Origin of the sequence: Pseudomonas sp. RIT-PI-q (assembly GCF_001297125.1) — a bacterium.
GTDB lineage: Bacteria > Pseudomonadota > Gammaproteobacteria > Pseudomonadales > Pseudomonadaceae > Aquipseudomonas.
In genome coordinates this window covers 1-23,380 of record NZ_LHPC01000020.1, presented here as the reverse complement: position 1 = coordinate 23,380, position 23,380 = coordinate 1, and the positions used below count along the sequence as shown (strand labels likewise).

The following is a 23,380-nucleotide window of genomic DNA, read 5'->3' as shown; positions in this document are numbered from 1 at the left end:
CGACTGATTAGGATCGGCCCTTATCAAAGGTCGGGCACGTGGCCCGGCATCGAATAAGGAGTGTCCTGAAATGCCTTTCGTCATCTATATATTCGCCCTCAGCGCGTTTGCGCTGGGGCTGGCCGAGTTCGTACCGATTGGACTGGCCGACGTCATGGCGGGCAGTTTGAATGTCGACGTGGGGCAGGTGGGTAAGGCTGTGACTGCTTATGCATTGGGTGCCACAGTCTCGGCCCCGATCCTGAGTGCGCTGACCGCAAGTTGGTCGCGCAAGAATGTCATGTTGGTCACGGGCGTCATCTTCAGCCTGGGCAGTTTGATCGCCGCGTTATCGAGTGACATGACGACGCTGCTAGGGGCCAGGTTCATTGCAGGGTTGGGGCACGGTTTGTTTCTCGCCGTTGCATCGAGTACCGCGGCGAGGCTGGTGGGTCCAAGCCGGGCGGGCAGTGCAGTTGCGCTGGTGTTTGGCGGCTTTACCCTAGCCATGGCGATCGGTGTTCCTATCAGTACTTACCTGGGGAGTTTTGTTTCCTGGCGGCCGCTTTTCCTGTCCATTGCAGCGTTTGGTGCGCTCGGCTTTTTCGGCCTTCTGTTCGGTATGAAAGAGTCGCTTAAAGAGCCTGTCGGGCATCCAGCCAACAATGCAAAAGAAGGGTTGCGAGCACTGTTCAACACCAGGCTGCTGGCCGGGACCCTGATCACCGTCATGGCTTACGGCGGCACGTTTATTCTGTACACCTATATCGCACCGATCCTGATTCAGCTGACTGAACTCAGCATGTCTACCGTCAGCATTTTCATGATGATCTACGGTGTGGCAGCGGCGGTTGGAACATCATCGGCGGGGAAATGGCTGATCGTCTTGGCGTGGATAGGGCGAGCCTTATTTTAATTACTGGAATCGTGATGGTGCTGTTGGCGATGTGGCTGCTGGTCAGTTCGCCCATCAGCATGGCGATTCTCGTCGCATTACTGGGCCTGTTGAGCTTCGCCGCCGTACCCGCGTTGCAAGCCCGCCTGCTCGGCATCGCCGACACTCACGCTCCGGGCGCGCATAGCGTAGCGTCCGGCTTGAACATCGCCGGGTTCAACTCGGGAATTGCGCTCGGTTCGTTGTTGGGGGGAGCCACCATCAGCACCGTAGGCATTGCCTACACAGGGTTGACGGCAGCTGTTGTCTCCGGACTGGGCTTGTCATTGCTGTTGCTGCAAATCGCTCGCTCTAGACGCACCGAATACGCAGCGGTGGATAGTCGCGTCTAGGCTCGAATACGCGAAGGCTCAAGCCCCCCGGACCGCATTCAGGAACTCATCGATGGTCAATGTCTCATGGCCAAAAGTAGGGTAGGAAATCTCAAGCGCTGCGCGATGTGCCTCCTCGGTGAAGTCCGCCACGGCGTCCTTGAGAAAGGTCACGTGATAACCCGCCTCCAGGGCATCTCGCCCAGTGCCTTCCACGCAGGTCTGCGATGTCAGTCCGGCGAGAATGACTTTCTCGATCCCTTGTTCCTGAAGTTGCTTGTGCAAGTCAGTGCCATGAAAGGAACATGCCGGGAAGCAGCCCTGCAATCATGAAGCTTTCAGTACCGACGGCAAATGTGCCTAAGGCCAGCCAATACAGCGGCCGTTTGCCTTGGATGAATGGGGTTGAGTCCATGGGTATTCCTGCTGCGCAAAGTGGATGGACGCAGTGTAGGAATAGAAAGGCTCGGGAAAAATGCGCCAGAGGTCCGAACATTTCGGACATAGATGTCCGTGGTTGGACGTCTGGGTAATGTCGACCTGTTCCGGGGCACCCATTGTTATTGGATAAACGCTGGGACGGGCAGCTACAGGTCAATCAGTCTGCGGATAGTTCACGCGCGATTCAGCAAGCACGCAGAGCATTTCAAACATCAAAGTGGCTGCGTTCAACGCGGTAAATCCTGTTGGGTCCAGGTCCGGGGCAACCTCGACGACATCGCCACCGACAAGATTCAAGCCCCGCAGCCCCTTGATCAATCGCAGCGCTTCACGCATGGAAATACCGCCCGCTTCGGGCGTGCCCGTGCCTGGCGCAAAGGCAGGATCCAGGCCGTCGACGTCGAAAGAAATATAGGTTTTGCCATCGCCGACAACGCGTCTGATTTCCTTCAGCACGCCACTGACGCCCAGGTCATCGAACTCATCGATGAAAATGACGCGCATGCCGCATTCCAGGCTGTAGTTTGCAGTACCTGAGTGCTCGGAGCCTCGTATACCGATCTGGATGGTGCGCTTTGGATCGAGCAGACCATCTTCTACGGCTCTTCTGAAGGGGGCACCATGGAAAAACTTCGAGCCATACAGGCTGTCCATGGTGTCGGTGTGGGCATCGATATGGACCATGCCAATAGGGCCATCTTTTGCGATCGCCTTGAAAATAGGGTACGTGATGGAGTGATCGCCCCCCACGGTCAACGGCATGATATTGCGTTTCACAATCTCATGATAAAACTGCTCGATGTAACGATGGGCCGCCTCGAGCGAATACATTTGCTCGATAAACACATCGCCCAGATCCTTGACCCGGCACAACTCGAACGGGGCAATACCGGTCGTATGGTTTTTTGTTCTCATCAGACACGATTGTTGACGAACACCTCGCGGCCCCAAACGAGCGCCCGGTTTGAATGAAGTACCGCCATCAAAGGGCACGCCGATCATGCCGATGTCGACGTCGTCCAGACTGGAAGCGAGGGGGGCGCGCATAAAGGTCGCAATCTCGGAAAAGCGCGGGCGCTTCTGCGGATCATAGTCTGTGCCGTTGGCAAAGTTTTCGCGGCGAGTGTCATCAAACATGCGGCCTCCAATCATAGTTAGAGCTTGCTAACAGGCTAATCCGCACGAAATTGCACGAACAGCACGATTGAGTGGATTCTCGCTTGGCAATCACTGGAAGACCATTTCAAGGAAGCAAAAGTTTAGTTCAGGAAATGATAAACATAATGTCCCAGAGGGCCGCGCGGCCTGGCGTGAAGATGGACAACACTCAGCAGAACCGGTATCACTCAATAAAGTTTTTCGGTGATTCGACGATGAAAGAACCTCTCTACAAGCTGCGATTACTGCGTATTTTTGTATGCGTTGCACAAAACAAGGGTTTCTCGGCTGCCCAGCAAGCGCTGAAGATGTCAACATCGGCGATCAGCACCTACATGAGTCAGCTTGAAAGCCAACTGGGCATGCCGTTATGCAATCGCGGCCGCTCTGGCTTCAGCCTCACGAGCAAGGGGCAACTGATCTATCAGGAAGCGCTGGAACTTTTCTCACGGATTGATAACTTCGAACACTATGTTCTGGAATTAAAAGGTGATCTACGCGGCACACTGTCGGTGGGTATTCTTGACTCAATGCTCAGCGATCCAAAAATCAACATCGTTGAAATAATTGGCGAGTTCACCCAGCAAAATCCGCTGGTGCATATCAACTTGAAGATACTCAGTCCTTTTGAACTTCAGCGCGAGGTGATCGAGAGCAAACTTGATTTGGCCATTGGCTCCTTGCCGACGAAAATGAGCGGGCTTAAATATACTCATCTCTACATAGAGCAACACTGGCTCTACTGTAGTGATCGCCATCCGTTATTTAATAATCCCGAACTCACTGTTTCAGCGATAACCCACCAGAGGCTGGTTGACCGAGGTTACTGGTCCAGCACTGAAGCGCTGCGCCATGGTTTTACGGATAGTTCCGCCACCGTTGACAGCATGGAAGCGGAGCTGATTCTGGTGTTGTCCGGAAGCTACATTGGCTATCTTCCAGATCATCTGGCGCAACGCTGGGTCGATGAGCAACGCTTGAGAGTTCTGTTGCCCGATGTTTTTGGCTATCAGGCTGAATTTTCGCTCATCGTCAAAAACGGACGCACCCGAGAACCCTTGATCCAGGCATTGAGAAAAGGCATCAGCGAGAACTTCAACTCGCTCTAGGGCATCTCATCACGATTGCGCGATCAGCCACTCGATGAAACTGTTCACGTCCTCACGGTTGCGATTACCTTCGCTACAAACACAGTAATAGTTCTGCAATGCAGGCACGGTCAGCGCCAGAGGCTGGACCAGGCGTCCATCGTCCAGGTCGCGGGCGGACACGACCTCATCGCTGAGTGCCACACCGTAACCGTCACGGGCCGCTTGCAGCACCATGCCGAAGTCATCGAAGTAAATATCCGAATCGCCCAATTGCGTACTGCGGGCCTCGGACAGCCAGCGCCGCCATTGCGCGCCATCGTCTTCATGAAGCAAACGATAGTGGGCCAGGTCGGCAACCGTTCGAATAGCCTTTGGCCCGCGCAATAGCTGGGGGCTGCACACCGGCGTCATGCGGATCCCGTGGAGCAATCGCCACCAGAAGCCAGGCCAGGGTGGAACGCCATACACCACGGCCAGATCGGCTCGACGCCAGTCGACTTTGTTGAAGTAGCTCGCGCTGATGACGTTCAATTTGATGTGTGGATTCTCATCCATGAACGCAAAGAGCCGAGTGGCGAGCCACGTCACGCCGTGCACGCTCGGTATCGACAGGGTCAGCTCGATTTTCTGCCGTTCACCTTGATGAACACTGGACAGCTGCCGCACCCCATCTTCTATTTCGCCGATCGCACTGGCAACCCGCTGTTGGAGCAGGCGGCCGCTGTCGGTCAAGACTAATCGTCGACCGCGTTTTTCGAACAACTCCTTACCAAGGCCGCTTTGCAGCACCTTCAATTGCTGGCTGATAGCGCCCGTGGTGACGTGCAGTTCCACCGCGGCGGCAGCGATGTTGCCCAGTCTCGCGACACATTCGAAAACCCGAAAACTATGCAGTGGAGGAAGTGCCATCGTCACGCCTATATCTTAGTTTTACTAAATAATAACCCTATAAAAAGTTTAGCTTGTTTGCCTTCTTTGCCGCCAGCACCATTGTCCTGCGCTACCGGTTAGATCCTCCGAACAACAATAAATAAGAGAAATGCCATGAAGCATGCAGCAGCAATTTTTCTGAGTGTGAGCCTGAGTGTGAGCCTGGTCAGCAGCTTGGCCACTGCGGCTGATACAAGCAGTACGAAACCTTCGTTCATCCAGGGCGACACGCTAAAAGTCTGTACTGCTGCTGAATTTCCGCCGATGGAGTTCTACGCCAAGCCAGGCGACACGCAGGTGGTGGGTTTCGAGGTGGATGTGATGACGGCGCTCGCCAAGTACTGGGGAGCGAACCTGCAGTGGGTCGTGGGCGATTTCAAAGGGCTGCTGCCCTCACTCGACTCGGAGCGTTGTGATGTGGTGGCCAGCGGCATGCTCGTCACCACTGAACGTCTGAAGCGTTACGACGGCGTCGGCTACTTCAAGTCTTCCAAGGTCATGGTGACGTCGATGCGCGATGAGCAAACCCGCATGCCGGAAGACCTTAGCGGTAAGGTGATCGCCATCGAAGCCGGCTCCGCCTATGAGGCTACGGCAGCCGCGCTCAACAAACAGTTGGTGGAGAGTGGCCGTAAGCCCACCAGCGTGCAGACGTACCCCTCGGCTTCTGCGGTGATTCAACAAGTGCTGGTAGGACGCGCAACCGCGACGATCACCCAGGACACAACCGCGGCCTATCGCAGTCGCCAGGTTCCCGGTCAATTGCAGATCACCTATACCTACCCCGACGCGGACCTCTTTGGACTTTACCTGCGCAAGAACGCTGCCGATCTACAGCAACTCAACAGAGCGCTGGGTGCTTTGCAGCAAAGCGGGGAACTCAAGGCGTTGCTCGCCAAATGGAACCTGCCGACCCTGTCGACAGACGTCCAACTGGCCCAGCAGTAAGGTGAGCGTCATGGTGTTTGATTCCTCGTTATTCCTGGAGGCTGTATTCGGCTGGCCCCTGGCCAAAGGGGCGCTGCTGACCGTGGTGTTGTCGGTTGGCGTGATGGCGCTGTCGATGGGCATATCGCTGTTCACGGGCTCGTTGGCAACGTCGCCGCGGTGCGGTATCCGCTGGTCGATGGCCAGTTATGTGTGGCTGTTTCGCGGTGCTCCGGCATTGCTGGTTTTATTGTTTATCTGGAATGGACTACCGCAATTGTTCCCCAGTTTTCGAGGCGGCTGGTTCACGCCTTTTCTGGCGGCATTCGTGGCCCTGACGCTGATCCAGATAGCCTATTTGACCGAGATCTTTCGCAGCGCTTTTGCCGCCGTGGGTAGCGGTCAGCGAGAGGGTGCCGCGGCATTGGGGCTGCATCGCTGGCAGGTGTTCATGCTGGTGGTTTTGCCACAAGCCCTGCGCGTCGCATTGCCCGCCTTGGTCAACGAATTCATTTCACTGCTCAAGGCGACTTCCCTGGCCACCATCATCTCCCTGAATGAATTGATGACCACCACCCAGTTTGCAATCGCCACCAGCTTCCAGTTCCTGGAGTGGTACAGCGCCGCGCTGGTTTATTACATGGTGCTGGTATCGGTATTGACCGGCCTGCAGATGCGCGTCGAGCGTGTTCTTTCCAGTGGTTACCGCTAAGGGCGGTTTTTGCGCAAAACAGGAGATACCCGCATGACATTGTCCTTTGAGACGCCAAATGAACTGGCTGAGTCTCGGCCTACGGCTGTGCAAATTCGCGGTCTTGGCAAATGGTACGGGGCCTTTCAGGTACTCAAAAACATCGATCTGGATGTCCATCAGGGCGAGCGAGTAGTGATATGCGGGCCGTCCGGCTCCGGCAAGTCGAGCCTGATCCGCTGTATCAATCGGCTGGAGGAACACCAGGAAGGACGCATCGTGGTGGACGGCGTCGAGCTGACGGGGCAACTCAAACGCATCGACCGGGTGCGAAGCGAGGTGGGCATAGTGTTCCAGCACTTCAATCTGTTTCCCCACCTCACCATTCTCCAAAACTGCACCTTGGCTCCCCGATGGGTGCGCAAGATGCCGCGTCGCGAAGCTGAGGAACTGGCGATGCATTATCTGGAGCGCGTGCGTATCCCGGACAAAGCCCACTGCTACCCCTCGAAACTGTCGGGTGGTCAGCAGCAACGCGTCGCGATTGCACGCGCCTTGTGCATGAACCCGCGGGTCATGCTGTTCGACGAGCCGACCTCGGCCCTGGACCCGGAAATGATCAAGGAAGTGCTCGACACCATGGTTCAGCTGGCTGAAGAGGGTATGACCATGGTCTGCGTCACGCACGAGATGGGATTCGCTCGGAAGGTGGCCGACAAGGTGATCTTCATGGACGCAGGGCAGATCGTCGAATGTGGTGCGCCGGAGCAAATATTTACCCACCCGAGCCATGAGCGAACCCAGCGTTTTCTGGGCCAACTACTGCATTGAGGTGTCGCATGGCAGCTGACTGGTACACAACGCAGGACGTGGGCAATGGCATTACTCGCTTGAGCGAGCCTCATGTGCATCGCTACTTTTCAGCCAACCTCTTTCACGTGCGAGGACGCGACGCCGACCTGGTGATTGACTTCGGCATGGGCCTGGTTCCACTGCGACCCGCCCTGGACCTGGAAGCGTGCAAGCCGCTTATCGCGGTAGCGACACACATCCATGCCGATCATGTCGGCAGCTTCCATGAGTTCGACACTCGCCTTGGGCATGCAGCCGAGGCAGCGGCTTTTGCCCGGATGGCTGATCAAGACACCCTGGCCCATGTATTTCGCAGTCTGCCCGGCGCTGTAACACAGGCGCCTTACGTGAACTGGACGGCTAAATTCCATCACATAGCGCCAGCACCGCTGACCCGGACGGTGGGCGAGGGGGACATCATCGACTTGGGGGACAAACAGCTGCGGGTACTGCATTTACCCGGTCACTCCCAGGGTTCCATCGGCTTGCTCGACGAAGAGGCCGGCCTGCTGTTCAGTGGCGATGTGATCTATGTCGGAGGCTTGGTCGATGACCTGCCTTGCTCCAATCAGGCCCTCTACCGTCAGACCATGCAACGCTTGATCGATCTGGACGTGAGCTGGGTTTACGGTGGCCATGGCCCGACCATGTCCGCAGAGCTCATGAAGGCCATTGCCAGGCAATATCTGCACGGCACATCGGCCAAGGCGACGCTCTGATCGGGCAACCGATTGATTACAACCCTGCGATAAATCAATTTGATAACGCCAGGTTATCGATTGATCGGATCATCTCATTGGGAATCTTGGGGCCGGCTCAATACAGTTAGCGCAAATTCGCCCCTCATAAGGGCGAAGCCATAACAAGAAGTCGGCCGCACTGCCCTGAGAGGTCCCCGCAAGCATGTCTGAAGCCAAGCGTTACAACGTCCAAACGCTCACCACGTTCGTCGAGCAACTGTTCGAAAAAGCCGGGGCCGACGCGCAAGTCGCCCAAGTGGTGACCCGGGTACTGCTCGAAGGTGAACTGCTGGGCCATCGCACCCATGGCCTGAACCTGGTGAGTCGCTATCTCGGCGGCATGCTGACAGGGCAGGTTAAGGCCAGCGCCGACTTGCTCGAGCAGGTATCGGACAGCGGCATTTCGAGCCTGTTCGATGGCCACTATGTGCTCGGCCCTTATTGTGTCAGTCGCGCCCTGGATTGCGCGGCCAAGGGTGCCACGGCGCAGGGGATTGGTATCGCCGTGGTGCGCCGTGCCTCGCACATTGGTTGCCTGGCCGCTTACCTGAAACCTTTCACTGACCGTGGCCTGGTGGCGATGGTGTATTCCTCGGACCCATCGGTGGGCCTGGTGTCTGCCCATGGCGGGATCGACCCGATCTACACGCCCAACCCGATTGCCGCCGGGACCCCGACCCGGGGCGAGCCGATCCTGCTGGATGTGAGCATGTCCACCGTCACCCTGGGCCTGATCGGCCAGTGCCGCGATGCCGGCAGCACACTGCCGCACCCGGTGTTGATGAGCAACGAGGGTCAATTGAGCGACGACCCGAGCGACTTTTTCACTACGCCGCCGGGCAGCATTTTACCCCTGGGCGGCCAGGCTTTCGGCCACAAAGGTTTCGCCCTGGCAATTCTGGTCGAAGCCCTCACCTCGGGGTTGGCCGGCCATGGCCGCAAGGATGCTCCGGACCAGTGGGGCGCCTCGGCCACGGCCGTGGTGATTGACCCGCGCTTCTTCGGCGGGCTCGAAGCCTTCACCGACGAAAGTTCGTTCCTGAGCAAACTGATTCTGGGCAGCCGTCCGGTAGACCCCGAGCGGCCGGTGCGCTTGCCTGGCCAGGCCGGCCTGAAGCTGCGCGAGCAAGCCCTGCGCGATGGTGTCAGCCTGTCGCAAAAGGTGGTCGATGAACTCAACCAGAGCGCCGGGCAATTGCAGCTGCCAGCACTGTCTCACTAATACCTGTAGGAGCGAGCTCGCTCGCGAAAAACCCGAAGGCGCCGCAGGGCATCCGGTTTCACGCGTCATCGTTCACGACCTTCGCGAGCAAGCTCGCTCCTACAGGGCTGCGCTTCAGCCCTGATTTTTTCGCTGCAATAACAATAATAAAGGCCATCAGATGAACAAACTGAAGAAGTATCAAAGCATCACCGTTGTCTTCCTGCTATTGATCGGCATCGTCAACTATCTGGACCGGAGTGCGCTGTCGATTGCCAATACCTCGATCCAGAAAGACATGATGATCAGCCCCTCGCAGATGGGCATTTTGTTGTCGGCCTTCTCCATCGCCTACGCCTTTGCGCAGTTGCCGATGGGCCTGATCATCGACCGGCTGGGCAGCAAGATCGCCCTGGGTGCCTCGTTGCTGGCCTGGTCGGTGGCTCAAGCGACATGCGGCATGGTCAACAGTTTTGCCGGCTTCATGGGCCTGCGCGTGTTGCTGGGGATTGGCGAGGCACCGATGTTTCCCTCGGCGGCCAAAGCCCTGTCCGAGTGGTTCGACGCCAACGAGCGCGGCACGCCAACCGGGATCGTCTGGTCATCGACTTGCCTGGGCCCATGCCTGGCCCCGCCGTTGCTGACGCTGTTCATGGTCAACTTCGGCTGGCGCGGAATGTTCATCATCACCGGCGCGATCGGTATCGTCCTGGCGGGCTGCTGGTTGACCTTCTACAAGAGCAAGGCGCAGTACCTGGCCGAGCTCGCGGCTGAAGGCAAGCCGTTGCCCACCGAGAAAAAAGCCCAGCTTCAAGCGGCCAATTCGCAGGCGCCGAAGGTGTCGTACTTCGCCGGCTGGCTCGACCTGTTCAAACATCGCAGCACCTGGGGCGCGGTCCTGGGTTTCATGGGCGTGATCTACATGCTGTGGCTGCACCTGACCTGGTTGCCCGGTTACTTCGAGCGCGAGCACGGCATGAACCTGTACAAGACCGCGTGGCTGGTGTCGCTGGCCTATGGCTTCGGCGCGGTCGGCACCATCGTCGCCGGGCGTTTCTGCGATAGGTTGGTCCGTCGCGGCATGAGTGTTTTAGCCAGCCGCAAGTTCGGCGTGATCACTGGCCTGGTGATGGCGGCGCTGTTCACCTTGCCGCTGTCGTACGTCACCGGCCTGACCGGTTGCATCATCCTGCTGTGCCTGGCGCTGTTCAGCATCAACTTGGCCAGCGCCACGGCGTGGATGATCGTCAACACCATCGTCGACAGCCGCCGGGTTGCCTCGTTCGGTTCGATCCAGAACTTCGGCGGCTACATCGCCGGTTCCGTCGCACCGATCGTCACGGGCTTCAGCATCGAGTACTCGGGTTCGTTCAATACCGCGTTTATGATCAGTGCGGTGGTGGCGCTGTGTTCGGCCCTGGCGTACTACCTGCTGCTCAACGCGCCGATCGGCAGTGCCGAGCCTGCACCCGAGCACATCGTGGGTGTGACCGAGTAAGAAGTGGCAAGCGGCACTTGCCTGGGGGATTCCCGGATTGAAGTGCGCGCGCTGATTGGGTGGCTTGAAGCGGTGTTACGGGGTTACGACCGCTTCTGGCCGGACAGCGACGGCGGCGCGGTGAGCTCGTTACGCCGCTTGAGATTCAGGCTAGGCGCTGGCATCGGCTTCGTGCTCGTCGGCGAAGGCCATGAGCACCTCAAGATCGAGTACATCCAGCTTGATCCTGGCGATAAAAGCGGAGAAGGCCAGGTTGGCGGCGAGCAGACGCAGATCGGCGGCCCAGGCCGGGAGGTGAGCCGGCCCTTGGAGCCAGCCGGACTCAAAGAGCGGAGCCAGGCGTACGGTATCACCCAAGCTGAGGCGGCCCGCAAACAAATGGCCCACCAATTCCGGTCGGTTGTCGCGGATCGCGATGCGCAGCAGGGTATGAACGCCGAGCAAACCGGTCAGATAGGCGGCATCCTTGGTGAACGCAGAACCGCCGCGCAGGTCGGCGCCGCGGAAAACCCGTTGGGTCGAGCGGAATGACTCCTCTTGCGACTGACCGGCGGCAAGAAAACCTTCGAACACCTGGATGAAATCGGCGCCATCCAGCGCCTGCTGGACCGCGAGCACGCGCAGGGCAAGGCGGCGTAAACGGTTGATGTCCATGCTGCCAGTGAACAGCTCGGCCAAGGTGGCGATGCCTTCCTGAGTCTGTGTCGTGCGTGGCGCCCCGAGTCCCAGGCTTTTCAGGTTGGGTTGGAGCGCGCCGTTTTGTGCCGTGGCGACATGCACGAAGGCCTCGTGCTGCAATAACTGATTTTTGTCCAATTCCGAGAACAGAGCGCTGGCACGCAGGCGGATGCGGCTCGCCCCGGCAATGGCCTTGGCGGCCAGGGTCGAATCGAGCACGACCATGATCCGGCCCGGTCCGAAGAAACGGTCCAGTTCCGGCTGCATCCAGGCAGCGAAAGCCTCGGCCGGGATCTCTGCCGGGCTCGGTGGAATCCGGGCACCGCCCAGAAGGGCGTCGGTGGTCTTGAGGAAGAATTGCGCGGCGTCCAACATGCTCAGCTTTTGGCTCGGGTAGTAGAAGTCCGGGCGCCGGTACAGCGCTGACGAATATTGAGTAAAGGCGGGTGTACCAATGGCACCGAGCATACGTCCGGCTGTGGCGTAGCTACGTGCTGTCATGGCGAGGTAGTTCCCGGCCGGATGCCCCTCATCGCAACGGGCAATAAAGGCTTCCAAAGCGGCGATGTCAGCGCTGTGCTCGCGCGGGCGCATTTCGACTCTGGGCAACTCTGCTTCCCCTCCACGCCAATGTGCCAGGAAGACTTCCTCGACGCCATCAGGCCAGGACAGGGCATCCAGTACGCGGATCTTGCGAGCCAAACCGGGAAGAGCGGCATCGAGTTCAGACAGGGGCGCGGCGCTCATGGAGATCACCTTGAGAGACGAGGTTCATTCAAAAAAAGCTTAGCCGTTACCTATGTATTGCGTATTAACAGGTCAAGGGGGACCTGCTTTAGGCCACTACAGTCGTGGTGAAGAAAGCAATTCTCACATTGCATTTGCCGAGCCTTAATTGACCTGAAGAAGGCCGATGATCCCGGTAAATTTTTCGTGCCCGAAACCGAAATAAGAACGGAACTGAAATAAGAATGCCTGGGTTTTCAAGTGCGGCAGCTTTGGCATACCGTATGTCGGCGACCCTACACTCTGTTGGAGAAACGACTAGCTTGTTAGGACGTCGTTCCTTGATCAATCAAGGGCAAATGCTTTTGTTTGTCGATTGACACGATCCCGTCGATCGACAACTTTCTTCGGTTTATCAAGTGCTGATGGCGAGTCGCACAACGGAGACGCGGCATGTCGTTCTATTCTGAGCTTCTCGACACGGGATACCTTCCTGCGTGTGACAAGGGTGCAGCGAAGGCAGTGTTGATGTTGCGGGCGCTTTATGAGCAACCAACCGATCTGACCACTTCTCACGCTTTCTCATCCGAGCTCATCGAGCAGTGCGCCACTGACATAGACTTTCGCAGATTGGTGCGAGACCAGCGAATCCGGTTCAGGTTGCGACCGGGCACTCCCCTCGGTATGTCCCCTGGCGACGCCGTCAAGCACGCCATGATCGCAGCAATGGATGACAATCAATATAGATTCGAGAACTGGCCTGAACTCTTGCCCGACCCTCGTACGGGTGCGATGACCGCAGCACGAGAAAAGCGAGATTACATTATCGCCGTACTTAACCATAAGAAGCCGCCACAACCAATTTATCCGGTGATCGATAAGCGTCTCGACGTTCTCAATGAACTGTTCCGGAGCATCGAGCATTCCAAGTGCACGGTCATGGAAGACCCGCGAGCGGCTGCTTTCCAAGAGGAATTGTTGGAGGTCCATCTCCACGTTCCGGCATCCCATCCAGAGGTTAAGGAACTGCTCCGGAAGATCGGTTCAATGCAGCTTAAAAGTAGAAGCGAAGCCTATAACGCCATCGATCGGGAGGACTCCTTACTTGGAGAGTTCGCAGCAGACGCCAAAAGCGTCGTCGACAGCGTGCTTAACAAGACGCTCGCAAGCTCGCTTGGGCAGCGGCTACTCTGCATCGAGCGGCGAGTTCCTTTGATGCGGTCCTTCATCAGCAAAGAGCACGCAGTAGGTACGAGTATCACAGTCGTGGATCTCGCCGAAGATAGAGCAGACGAGAAACTTGATCGAGACGCTGCCGCGAGGATGAAGGCAGTCGTTGACATGAAAATAACATGGGCTGACGTGAGGATCGCGACGAACGATTTTAGAGTCCTCGTGCATCCCGACGATGTCGCCGAAGCACGGAAAAAGCTTGCGACAGCCATTGTCGAAAAACGGTTCGTCATTGCGCGGGACAGCGCATTGGCCGGTGCGGGCCAAGTAATTGATGCCCTGTCACCCAAGGTACTTGAAGCGATCACTCCCCTGGCGTTAGTAGGTGGCGGTTTGTTTGCTCACCACTTCGAGGGAGGCCTCGCGGACTTCGCAAACAGTATGCTTCCCTATCTTTCTTACGCCGGCGGCGCCGCTGTCGCCATGGCCGGCGCATGCATGTCTGACTATGCAAAGAAAAAGACGACTGACTGGCGAACGAAACAGGTTGAGCAAGTCATCAAGGGCTGCATGGACGATTGCACGCGACGATCTGTTTAGCCATCCGCAATATCGGCCATCGAACCAGTCGTGGATTTTTACACCGGAATGGGCAGCGCAGACAGCTGTGAACGACGTGCTCGCGCCATTTACACCTCTGTTGCCGGCGCTCAATTAATTGCCAGGACTCGGCTCGATATTGGCCTGTTCGACGATCTGATCCTCAGCTACCGGGAAGCGGGGCTGATTCCGACACCATTGGCCTGACGTGTCATGCCCGGCGCACTCCACCGTGTTTTTTTGCGCACGTCAGCCGACGTGGCCAGTCACCTGGGCGCACAGCCTTGTCAGCTGTTCGGCCAGATCGACCACGCGGCGTGGTGCGTCGGGGCGCAGGTGTAGCGCGATTTCCAGTGGCGCCAGTTCGGCGAAGGACTCGGCCACGCCCAACCGTCGGTGGCCGGGCAGTGCGAGTCGCGCCGGGAGCACGCTGACGCCCAGACCATCGGCGACTGCCGAGCGGACGCTCGCGAGGCTCCCACTGCTGTAGCCGATGCGCCAGCGTCGGCCGGCGCTCTCGAGCGCGTGGATCATTTCATCGCGATACAGGCCGCCGACCGGAAACACTACCAGTGGCAGCGGGTCGCGCTCGTACGTCGGCTCGCTGAGGCTGTCGAACCAGGCGAGCGGTTCGGGCCAGGCGGCGTGTCCCACTACCTGGCCCGGGCGCTGTTTGATCAGCACCAAGTCGTAGTCGCCGGCACAAAACTGTTGCCATAGCGTGTTGCTGAGCCCACTGCTGATTTCAAGCCTGATGGCCGGGTGCGCGCGTGCGAAGGCACCAAGCGTCGGCGTCAGCAAGTCTGACGCGAAGTCTTCCGGCACGCCGATGTGCACCTCGCCCTGTGCGTGGCCCTTGCGTAATTCTTCCACCACCTCTTCCATCAGCCCCAGGACCCGGCGCGCATAGCCGAGCAAGCGCTCGCCATCTTCGGTGGTGACGACGTAGCGCCCGCTGCGGTTGAGCAGTTCGCATTGGAGTTGCTCCTCAAGCCGCTTCAACTGCTGGCTGATGGTCGACTGGCTCAGGTGCAAGCGTTCACCGGCGCGCGTGAAGCTGCCGCTCTCTACCACCGCGACGAAGCTCTTGAGTAGCAACGGATCGATCAGTGTCGAAGGCATTACGTTTCCCACTAATTGTCATTCAATCATTTAATTTCCGAATAATAGCACCTGCTCTTAATCTACTGAACAGCTGCTGATGCGGCCTGTTGACCAGAATCCCGAAGGTAAATTGTGATGACAAGTGACGTGACGCTGACGCTGGAGATGCTGCCGAGCCTGCACCCGCACTGGCGGGAAAGAAGTGCTCGCCATGATTGATCGCGGATCGGCTTGCATCGCTACGGGCGTGTCGCGCACGAATGAGATTTCAGTGGCCGCACTGGTGCTCCTGATGCTGCTCGGCTTGAATTTGCGGCCATTCTTGACGTCGGTAGGGCCGGTACTCGATCTGGTGCGCGCCGACATCGGCCTGGATTTTCGCGCCGCTGCGATGCTGACCACCTTGCCCTTCGTGCTGATGGGCCTGGTGGCTTTCATTGGTATCGGGGTCGCACGTCGCTTCGGCGAGAGGCGGGCGCTGGCGGGCGCATTGGTGCTCTTGATGCTCGGGTGCGCGTCGCGCGCCGTGGTCAAGGACGGAGCTCAGTTGATCGTCGGCGCCGGTATCGCCGGCACCGGCGTGGCGGTGATCCAGGCCTTGATACCGGGTGTCGCCAAACGTTGGTTTCCTGAGCGGATAGCGATGGTGATGGGGCTCTACTCGGCGGCATTGGTCGGCGGCGGGGCGCTGGGCTCGCTGGCAAGCACCTGGCTGAATGCCTATGGCGGCTGGCGGTTAGGGTTGTCCATCTGGGCGTTGCCAGCGCTTGTTGTGCTCTTGCTTTGGCTGGTGTGTGCGCCACGCACACCACCGATAGCCGCTTGCGGACCTGCTCCGGTCTTGACCGGGAGCTTCTTCAGGAATCGGCGTGCGTGGCAGTTGGCCGCCTACTTTGGACTCACCAACAGCGGCTACTCAAGTCTGGTGGCCTGGCTGCCTTCCTTCTACCAACAGCAGGGCATGGGCCTGCCGGCCTCGGGCAACTTGCTCGCGTGGTTGGCGATGTTCCAGGCGACGGCAGCGTTCGCCATGCCGATGCTCGCCCGCCGCAGCGCTGACCGGCGCGCGGCCTTATGGCTGACGATAGCGCTGCAGGTCGCGGGCTTCGCCGGTTTCGCGCTGGCCGCTAACGCAGCGCCGTGGTTGTGGGTCGCACTGGCTGGGTTCGGCCTCGGCGGGTTCTTCTCGCTCAGCCTGATAGTCAGTCTCGACCACTTGTCCGGCGCACAAGCGGCCGGCACCTTGGCGGCCTTTGTCCAGGGTATCGGTTTCTTGCTCGCATCGAGTGCGCCCTGGTTGATCGGTTGGCTGCGCGATACCGGCGGGAGCTTCATCACCGGTTGGTGGTTGCACATTGGCGTGCTCGCAGTGATGGCGGTGCTGACGATCAAGTTCTCCCCGGCGAGCTATCGACGCAGCATGCAGGTGTCGCGAGATTAAGGTGCACGGCCCGGCGGACTTTAACCCCTATACAAAGTCGGCCACTTTTAAAACCTCAGTATCATTGTGTCTACGGAGATTGATATGAAGAAGCTTGCAGTTTCAGTTGTTCTGGCCTTGGCCGCCAGCGGCGTATACGCGAAAGACTTGCAAGTCATTCGCTTCGGCGTTGATCCCACTTACGCCCCGTTCGAGTCGAAGGCGCCCGATGGCACGCTTGTGGGCTTCGATATCGATCTTGGCAATGCGATCTGCGAAAAGCTGAAGGTCAAATGTGTATGGGTCGAGAACTCCTTCGACGGCATCATCCCGGCGCTGAAAGCCAAGAAGTTTGACGGCATTCTTTCTTCCATGAGCGTGACTGAGAAGCGTCAGGCGCAGATCGCCTTCTCCGACAAGATCAGTAATGTCCTGCCCCGTCTCATTGCGAAAAAAGGCTCCGATCTTCAGCCAACGGTCGAATCCCTCCAAGGCAAGCGTGTAGGAATCGAGCAGGGCTCCACGCAGGAAACCTATGCCAGGACTTACTGGGCGCAAAAAGGCGTCACCATCACGACGTACCAGAACCAGGATCTGGTTTATCAGGACTTGGTGGCCGGCCGCCTGGATGCAGCGCTGCAATCTTCAGTCCAGGCCGATCTGGGTTTCTTGAAAACCGCGAACGGACGTGATTTTGCTTTTGCCGGCCCAGAGTTGCGCGACCCGAAAACGCTTGGCGTGGGTGCGGGTATTGGTTTGCGCAAGGAAGACAATGAACTTCGCGAACAGATCAATGGGGCGCTGGCCGAGATTATCAAGGACGGCACTTACCAGACGATCTCCAATAAGTATTTCTCCTTTGATGTGTACAACTAATTAATTTTTAGTTGCTGGCAGGACGGCATTCAAAAACAACAAAAATACTATTGAACAAGATAGGCGGCGTCGGCCGAACTATCGTATTCAAGGAGAACGCAATGTCCTTGGTAGACTATGGGCCGCTGATCGCGAGTGGCACCTGGATGACACTAAAGTTGGCGATATTGTCGCTGCTGGCCTCGGTCGTGATTGGTTTGGCAGGCGCCAGTTCCAAGTTGTCAGGTCATCGGTGGCTGCGCACTATTGCCACCCTCTATACCACGCTGATACGCAGTGTTCCCGATCTGGTAACCATGCTGTTGCTTTTCTACAGCATTCAGATACTGCTCAACCAGGTCACCGAAGGGCTTGGCATGGATCAAATTGATATCGATCCCTTCCTCGCGGGTGTAGCGACACTTGCCTTTATCTACGGTGCTTATTTTACCGAGACCTTCCGCGGCGCTTTCCAGGCGGTCCCGCGCGGTCAGATAGAGGCGGCCATGGCCTATGGCCTCAGCCCATGGCAGGCGTTCTACCGCATTTTATTCCCGCAAATGATGCGTTTCGCCTTGCCCGGCATTGCCAACAACTGGCAGGTCATGATCAAGGCGACCGCGCTGGTGTCCATCATCGGCCTGTCCGATATCGTCAGGGCCACTCAGGACGCCGGCAAGAGCTCCATGCAGTTGTTTTATTTCACCGTCATCGGTGCCCTGATTTATCTGGTCATTACCACGGTCTCGAACGGAGTCTTGATGTGGCTTAAGCGTCATTACTCCGTCGGCGTTCGGGAGGCTCAACTGTGATCGCTATTATCCAGGAATACTGGCAAGCGTATTTGTGGTCGGACGGCGCCAGCTTTTCCGGCCTGGCAATAACCTTGTGGCTGCTGGTGCTGTCGATCGCAATCGGGTTCATGCTGTCGGTGCCGCTGGCCGTGGCTCGCGTGTCAAGACACCGGTTTATCCGACTTCCCGTCTGGTTTTACACCTATGTGTTTCGTGGCACGCCGCTCTATATACAACTGTTGATCATCTACACCGGTGTTTACAGCCTGAGCGTGGTGCGCGAGCACGAATTCCTCGACATGTTCTTTCGCGAAGGCTTCAACTGCACAGTGCTGGCGTTCGCGCTCAATACCTGCGCCTACACCACGGAAGTCTTCGCTGGCGCGATCAGGTCAGTACCGTACGGCGAGGTAGAGGCGGCCCGGGCCTTTGGCATGTCGGAGTTCACCCTGTACCGCCGGATCATCCTGCCCTCGGCGCTGCGTCGCGCACTGCCGTACTACAGCAACGAAGTGATCATGATGCTGCATTCAACTTCGGTGGCGTTTACTGCCACGGTTCCCGACATCCTGAAGGTCGCCCGCGACGTCAACTCGGCGACCTATGCGTCGTTCGAGGCCTTCTTCATCGCCGCACTGTTGTACGCGGTGATTGCGCTGTCGCTTGTCTGGCTATTTCGTCGCGGTGAAACCCGTTGGCTGGCCTTCCTGAAACCCCAGGCCGCCTGAAGGCCGCATACGTAGGGTCTATACCATGTACAAACTGACCGTAGACGATCTGTACAAGAACTATGGCAACCATGAGGTGCTCAAGGGTGTGTCGATCAAGGCCAAGGCCGGCGATGTGATCAGCATCATCGGCTCCTCCGGTTCGGGCAAGAGCACCTTCTTGCGTTGCATCAACTTCCTCGAGCAGCCGTGCGCCGGGCGCATCACGGTGAATGCCGAGGAAATCCGCACCGAGAAGGACAGGAACGGTGGGCTGCGCGTGGCCAACCAGAAGCAGCTGCAAAGCATGCGCACCAAGCTGTCCATGGTGTTTCAGCACTTCAACCTGTGGGCGCACATGTCGGTGCTGGAAAACGTTATCGAGGCACCGATGCATGCGCTTGGCCTCAGCCGCGAGGAGGCGGTGGCCCGCGCCCGCAAGTACCTGGCCAAAGTCGGCCTGCCCGCCAGCATGGAGGCAAAGTACCCGTCGCACCTGTCCGGCGGCCAGCAGCAGCGTGTGGCGATCGCCCGGGCCTTGGCGATGGAGCCGGAAGTGATGCTGTTCGACGAGCCGACCTCGGCGCTCGACCCCGAGCTGGTCGGCGAGGTGCTGAAGGTGATGCAGGCCCTGGCCGAGGAGGGGCGGACCATGGTGGTGGTGACGCACGAGATGGCCTTTGCCCGCGAGGTGTCCAACCACGTGATCTTCCTGCACCAGGGCAAAATCGAGGAAGAAGGCACCCCGGAGCAACTGTTCAAACACACCAGGAGTGAGCGCCTCAAGCAGTTCCTTGCCGGCAACTTGAAGTAGCCCTTTGGGTGACTCCGTAAAGAGCGCCCCGGTTGGCTATCGGGTGGCGGGGGCGCGCTCAAAAGTGATGAGGTTCAAATGATCAAATCGTTCTGGTTGCGTAATGTCCGCCCCTATGGCGGCGCAATTGAAGACATGCAGGTTGTTGACGGTCGTATCGGCGATCGTCGGCCGGCCAGTGGCAATCCAGTCGCTGATGCTGACCTTGACGGGCACGGTCAATTACTCGTTCCGTCACTGGTCGAAAGCCATATCCATCTGGATAAAACCCTGTGGGGGCAACCCTGGCGGCCGCACAGTGCAGGGCCGACGCTTAAAGCGCGCATCGCGAACGAGCGTCAAATCCTGCGCGAGCTTACATCACCCATTGCAGAGCGAGCGGGTGCGCTGCTGGAGCAATGCATCGCTCGCGGCTCGCTGACGTTTCGCTGTCACGTAGACGCCGATCCCGAGTTGGGTATCGAGCATGTGGAAGCCATGTTGGCGCTGCGCGAACGCTACGCCGACCTGGTGGATATCGAGTTCGTCACCTTCCCGCAGGTGGGCCTGGTTAACCGCCCTGGGGTTGAAGAATTGATGCGAGAAGCCTTGGCGCTGGGGGTTGAGGTAGTCGGGGGGCTGGACCCCTGCGGCATCGACAATGATCCCGTCGCGCACCTCACGATCCTGTTCGAGCTCGCGGACACGTTCGATCGCGGTATCGATATCCACCTGCATGACGGTGGTGAGCTAGGGCTCTGGCAGATTGCGCGGATCATTGATTTCACCGAGCGCTATCAGCGTCAGGGGCGGGGCATGATCAGCCATGCCTTTTGCCTGGGCATGAAAAACTGGGCGCAAGTGCAGCCGTTGGCTGAACGGTTGGCGGCCAATCGAATTTCACTCATGACCACGGCGCCCGCTGATATTGCCATACCACCTTTTACTGAGCTGCTGTCGGCGGGGGTAAACGTCTGCCTCGGTTCGGATGGCATTCGGGACGCATGGACCCCGATGGGCAATGGCGACATGCTTGAACGCGCAATGCTGCTCGCCTTGCGCTGCGGCATGCGAACCGACCCTGAAATCTGCGCAGCGTTCGAAGCCGCCGCCAGCAACGGGGCTCGGGCACTTGGGCGAACTGATTACGGCTTGGCAACGGGACAGACAGCCAACGTGTTGTTGCTGCCGGCAGAGACACTGAGTGAAGCCGTTGTGGCTCGCCCGCTTGCGCGGACGGTGATCAGCCGTGGAGTCGTCGTGGCGAAAAATGGCAGCCTGCTCCGGAGCCGCCTGTGAATCAAAATAATCCCGACACAGTCGACCTGCTGATCGAGCACGGCGTGGTCATCACCGTGGACGAGCAACGGCGCGTCATTCAGGACGGCGCCGTGGCCGTGCTCGGCAACCGCATCATCGCGGTGGGGCGCACGGATGAACTGCGGGCTCGCTTTACGGCTGAAAAAGTCATCGATGCACGCAACAAGGCGGTGCTCCCGGGCTTGATCGACAGCCACGCCCATGCCGGCCACGCCATGCTGAAAACCATCGGCGGCGGGGAGGGCGATGCCTGGATGGAGGCGTGCAAGATCATCTACACCTCGGCCTCCGGCGTCGAGTTCTGGGAGGTCGACGCCAGGTTGTCGGCACTGGAGCGGCTGAAGTGCGGCACCACCACCGGCGTGTCGCTATTGGGCGGGGGCGATTCGATCATGCGGGTCGACGACCCGGTTTACGCACAACGCCACGCCCAGGCGATCGCCGACATTGGCACTCGTTCGGTGGTCGCCGTCGGGCCGTCGGGGCCGCCAGCGCCGCGCACCTATTTGGACTGGTCGACCGAACCGCAGACCCGGCGCGACGTCAGTTTCGAGACCATGTTCGAGGTCTGCGAAGAAATCGCCAGGACTTGCGACGGTATGGGGGACGGCCGGGTGCGCATCGCCATCACGTTGCCGGTGTACGCGCCGCAATACGAGCCCAGCCATCGGCAGCTGGCACCGCTGTTCCGCCAGCAAGCACAGGATTACCTGGCACTGGCCCAGCGCTATGGCCTGACGTTCACCCAGGATGGCCACCGCGCCGGTACGCTGACGCTGGCCCACCGCGAGCTTGGCCTGCTTGGCCCGACATCGTTCATGTCGCACTGCATAGACTTAACCTCGGAAGACATCGCCCTGTGCCGCGAGACACAGACCAGGATCGTGCACAACCCGAGCGCCATCATGTCGATCCTGGGGCGCTGCCCGGTCCCGGAACTGATCGAGGCCAACGTAACCGTCGCCCTCGGCTCCGACGGCGCCGCTCCAGACCGCGGTTACGACATGTTCCGCCACATGTTCCAGTGCATGCACTACCACCGCCGCCATTTCCGCGACCCGGACATCCTGCCGCCGGGCAAAGTGCTGGAAATGGTCACTATCGACGCCGCCAAGGCATTGTCGATGGACCATGAGATCGGCTCGCTGGAAGTCGGCAAGAAGGCCGACATCATTCTGATCGACCTGTTCAAACCGCACCTGATGCCGATGAACATGCCCGTCCACCGTGTGACTTGCTTCGCCAACGGCGCGGACGTGTGTACGACCATCGTCGATGGCAAGATCCTGATGGAAGACTACGTCGTACGCGCCGTCGACGAGGCTGCTGTGCTGGCCTCGGTGCAAGCGGAGTCGGAACGCATGCTGGACCGTAGTGGCTTGCGCCATCTGACAGAAGAGTCGAAAAACCTCTGGCGGGCGGCACGGTATCTGTAAGTTCCGAATGAGCGCTTTTGCGCGGTGCTGCCTGTCGCGAAGGGCTGTAATCGACCCACAATGGCAGGGCTCGATACTCCGGCATTGCTCGCTAAAGGCCCAGCCGTTGCTTGAGTTCGGCCTCGCTCAAAACACCGCTGAGCGGGCCGCCCGGCAATCCTTCATTGGCTCGCGCGAGCGGGAGAAGCACCGGTACGAATCCGGCGTCGCGCACCAATCGGGCACCCACGTCCCGGGCCTGGGCGTCGTCGGCAAAAGTGGGAATCGCCTTGCCTTTGCCAGCTTCGCTTTTCATTGATGCGAAGCCGATGGCGTTGAACGCCCGCACCAGGTGCACCCCAGGCAGATATTGCTGGTCCGCCAGGGCGACTCCCAGATCCAGCGCCTTACGCCCGACGTCTCCGTCACGGCCGCTGAATGGGTTGCTGGTGCTGAACACCACTTTGCCGTCCAGCTTGCCCTTCAGCTGTTCGGACAGCGCCGGCATTGCGCCGTAGGGAACACTCAACACGATCACATCGCCCCATGCCGCGGCCTCGCTGACCGAGCCCGCCTGAGCGTTCGGGCCGGCAGTCCTGACCAGGTCGGTCAATTCCTCGGGGTGACGTGACGAAAACATCACCGAGTGCCCAGCCTTTACCCAAAGCGTGCCAAGCGTACCGCCGACATTACCGGCGCCGATCACGCTGATCTTAAGGCCGTCCGCCATCACCTGGCTGGTGCACAGGATCAGGCTGGCGAACATCAGGAAGAAGGCTCTGGACATGCGCGGCGCTCCCGGTTTGGTGTACGAAATGAATAGGCGGCCACTCTCGCTCAATGCAGGAGCTGGCTTGCCAGCGAAGATCTCAATGCACCCCGTTCATCCTGCTAAAACGCGTCATCGTTAACGTCCTTCGCGAGCAAGCTCGCTCCTACAGGCGATAGGTGTGTGAAATGAATAGGCGGACACACACGCTCAACGTAGGAGCTGGCTTGCCAGCGAAGATCTCAATGCATC

The 23,380-nt window shown here is 58.8% G+C and carries 24 protein-coding genes and 1 pseudogene; 18 read left to right on the top strand and 7 right to left on the bottom strand.

The annotated features are described in order from the left end of the window. The first annotated feature begins 70 nt into the window (after positions 1-70). On the top strand, positions 71-895 hold the full coding sequence (locus AEQ67_RS06390; protein WP_236710284.1) for an MFS transporter: 825 nt from the start codon (positions 71-73) through the stop codon (positions 893-895). Further along, positions 853-1,266, top strand: a complete 414-nt coding sequence (locus tag AEQ67_RS36120) for a hypothetical protein (protein ID WP_236710283.1) — start codon at positions 853-855, stop codon at positions 1,264-1,266. Before AEQ67_RS06390 ends, AEQ67_RS36120 begins: the two co-directional genes overlap by 43 nt. Before the next feature lie 18 nt (positions 1,267-1,284). Here the strand turns inward: AEQ67_RS36120 and AEQ67_RS06385 are convergent, their stop codons facing one another. The 3 genes from AEQ67_RS06385 to speB all read right to left on the bottom strand — a co-directional run bounded on the left by AEQ67_RS06385 (position 1,285) and on the right by speB (position 2,823). Next, positions 1,285-1,530, bottom strand: a complete 246-nt coding sequence (locus AEQ67_RS06385) for a cysteine hydrolase family protein (protein WP_201782076.1) — start codon at positions 1,528-1,530, stop codon at positions 1,285-1,287. Position 1,531: 1 nt separating this feature from the next. Then, on the bottom strand, positions 1,532-1,660 hold the full coding sequence (locus tag AEQ67_RS36470) for a hypothetical protein (protein WP_269084717.1): 129 nt from the start codon (positions 1,658-1,660) through the stop codon (positions 1,532-1,534). Between the two features lie 179 nt (positions 1,661-1,839). Then, positions 1,840-2,823: an agmatinase gene (speB, locus tag AEQ67_RS06380; RefSeq protein WP_059403054.1), complete on the bottom strand. Its 984-nt coding sequence runs from the start codon at positions 2,821-2,823 to the stop codon at positions 1,840-1,842. Between the two features lie 236 nt (positions 2,824-3,059). Between speB and AEQ67_RS06375 the strand changes: the two genes are divergently transcribed. Further along, on the top strand, positions 3,060-3,953 hold the full coding sequence (locus tag AEQ67_RS06375; protein WP_059403131.1) for a LysR family transcriptional regulator: 894 nt from the start codon (positions 3,060-3,062) through the stop codon (positions 3,951-3,953). Positions 3,954-3,962: 9 nt separating this feature from the next. On the opposite strand, the gene AEQ67_RS06370 is transcribed toward AEQ67_RS06375, so the two are convergent. Continuing rightward, a complete protein-coding gene (locus AEQ67_RS06370; protein ID WP_059403053.1) occupies positions 3,963-4,844 on the bottom strand; it encodes a LysR substrate-binding domain-containing protein in 882 nt (293 codons plus the stop codon). Between the two features lie 135 nt (positions 4,845-4,979). Here AEQ67_RS06370 and AEQ67_RS06365 point away from each other — a divergent pair, with 135 nt between their 5' ends. The 6 genes from AEQ67_RS06365 (at position 4,980) to AEQ67_RS06340 (ending at position 10,774) form a co-directional block, all read left to right on the top strand. Next, positions 4,980-5,813: a transporter substrate-binding domain-containing protein gene (locus AEQ67_RS06365; RefSeq protein ID WP_059403052.1), complete on the top strand. Its 834-nt coding sequence runs from the start codon at positions 4,980-4,982 to the stop codon at positions 5,811-5,813. Between the two features lie 10 nt (positions 5,814-5,823). Further along, positions 5,824-6,504 (top strand): amino acid ABC transporter permease, encoded by a 681-nt coding sequence (locus AEQ67_RS06360; RefSeq protein WP_201782075.1) that lies wholly within the window; start codon positions 5,824-5,826, stop codon positions 6,502-6,504. A gap of 33 nt (positions 6,505-6,537) precedes the next feature. Further along, a complete protein-coding gene (locus AEQ67_RS06355) occupies positions 6,538-7,314 on the top strand; it encodes an amino acid ABC transporter ATP-binding protein (RefSeq protein ID WP_152974806.1) in 777 nt (258 codons plus the stop codon). 8 nt (positions 7,315-7,322) lie between these two features. Then, positions 7,323-8,054, top strand: a complete 732-nt coding sequence (locus tag AEQ67_RS06350) for an MBL fold metallo-hydrolase (protein WP_059403051.1) — start codon at positions 7,323-7,325, stop codon at positions 8,052-8,054. A 184-nt stretch (positions 8,055-8,238) separates the two neighbouring features. After that, a complete protein-coding gene (locus AEQ67_RS06345) occupies positions 8,239-9,297 on the top strand; it encodes an Ldh family oxidoreductase (protein ID WP_059403050.1) in 1,059 nt (352 codons plus the stop codon). A 160-nt stretch (positions 9,298-9,457) separates the two neighbouring features. Beyond that, complete coding sequence (locus AEQ67_RS06340) at positions 9,458-10,774, top strand: MFS transporter (protein WP_059403049.1); 1,317 nt, start codon at positions 9,458-9,460, stop codon at positions 10,772-10,774. A gap of 150 nt (positions 10,775-10,924) precedes the next feature. Here the strand turns inward: AEQ67_RS06340 and AEQ67_RS06335 are convergent, their stop codons facing one another. Continuing rightward, complete coding sequence (locus AEQ67_RS06335) at positions 10,925-12,199, bottom strand: flavohemoglobin expression-modulating QEGLA motif protein (protein WP_059403048.1); 1,275 nt, start codon at positions 12,197-12,199, stop codon at positions 10,925-10,927. A 432-nt stretch (positions 12,200-12,631) separates the two neighbouring features. Between AEQ67_RS06335 and AEQ67_RS06330 the strand changes: the two genes are divergently transcribed. Together AEQ67_RS06330 and AEQ67_RS33575 are read left to right on the top strand one after the other, a co-directional pair. Next, on the top strand, positions 12,632-13,951 hold the full coding sequence (locus tag AEQ67_RS06330; protein ID WP_059403047.1) for a hypothetical protein: 1,320 nt from the start codon (positions 12,632-12,634) through the stop codon (positions 13,949-13,951). Positions 13,952-14,017: 66 nt separating this feature from the next. After that, positions 14,018-14,158, top strand: a pseudogene (locus tag AEQ67_RS33575) (TetR/AcrR family transcriptional regulator); the annotation flags it as partial. A 42-nt stretch (positions 14,159-14,200) separates the two neighbouring features. Here the strand turns inward: AEQ67_RS33575 and AEQ67_RS06325 are convergent. Continuing rightward, entirely contained in the window at positions 14,201-15,073 is an 873-nt protein-coding gene (locus tag AEQ67_RS06325) for a LysR family transcriptional regulator (protein ID WP_059403046.1), read from the bottom strand. 193 nt (positions 15,074-15,266) lie between these two features. Here AEQ67_RS06325 and AEQ67_RS06320 point away from each other — a divergent pair, with 193 nt between their 5' ends. The 7 genes from AEQ67_RS06320 (at position 15,267) to AEQ67_RS06290 (ending at position 22,380) form a co-directional block, all read left to right on the top strand. Beyond that, complete coding sequence (locus AEQ67_RS06320) at positions 15,267-16,496, top strand: cyanate transporter (protein WP_059403045.1); 1,230 nt, start codon at positions 15,267-15,269, stop codon at positions 16,494-16,496. An 84-nt stretch (positions 16,497-16,580) separates the two neighbouring features. Further along, complete coding sequence (locus AEQ67_RS06315; RefSeq protein ID WP_059403044.1) at positions 16,581-17,351, top strand: ABC transporter substrate-binding protein; 771 nt, start codon at positions 16,581-16,583, stop codon at positions 17,349-17,351. 101 nt (positions 17,352-17,452) lie between these two features. Next, positions 17,453-18,142, top strand: coding sequence for an ABC transporter permease (locus AEQ67_RS06310; RefSeq protein ID WP_059403043.1), 690 nt, complete (start codon positions 17,453-17,455; stop codon positions 18,140-18,142). Further along, complete coding sequence (locus AEQ67_RS06305) at positions 18,139-18,852, top strand: ABC transporter permease (RefSeq protein ID WP_059403042.1); 714 nt, start codon at positions 18,139-18,141, stop codon at positions 18,850-18,852. Before AEQ67_RS06310 ends, AEQ67_RS06305 begins: the two co-directional genes overlap by 4 nt. Positions 18,853-18,877: 25 nt before the next feature. Further along, a complete protein-coding gene (locus AEQ67_RS06300; RefSeq protein ID WP_059403041.1) occupies positions 18,878-19,645 on the top strand; it encodes an ABC transporter ATP-binding protein in 768 nt (255 codons plus the stop codon). A gap of 78 nt (positions 19,646-19,723) precedes the next feature. After that, positions 19,724-20,923, top strand: coding sequence for an amidohydrolase family protein (locus AEQ67_RS06295; protein WP_059403040.1), 1,200 nt, complete (start codon positions 19,724-19,726; stop codon positions 20,921-20,923). Then, positions 20,920-22,380 carry an amidohydrolase family protein gene (locus AEQ67_RS06290; protein ID WP_059403039.1) on the top strand — a complete coding sequence of 487 codons (1,461 nt, stop codon included), beginning with the start codon at positions 20,920-20,922 and terminating at the stop codon, positions 22,378-22,380. Before AEQ67_RS06295 ends, AEQ67_RS06290 begins: the two co-directional genes overlap by 4 nt. 91 nt (positions 22,381-22,471) lie before the next feature. On the opposite strand, the gene AEQ67_RS06285 is transcribed toward AEQ67_RS06290, so the two are convergent. After that, positions 22,472-23,146: an NADPH-dependent F420 reductase gene (locus AEQ67_RS06285; protein WP_059403038.1), complete on the bottom strand. Its 675-nt coding sequence runs from the start codon at positions 23,144-23,146 to the stop codon at positions 22,472-22,474. Positions 23,147-23,380: the final 234 nt, after the last annotated feature.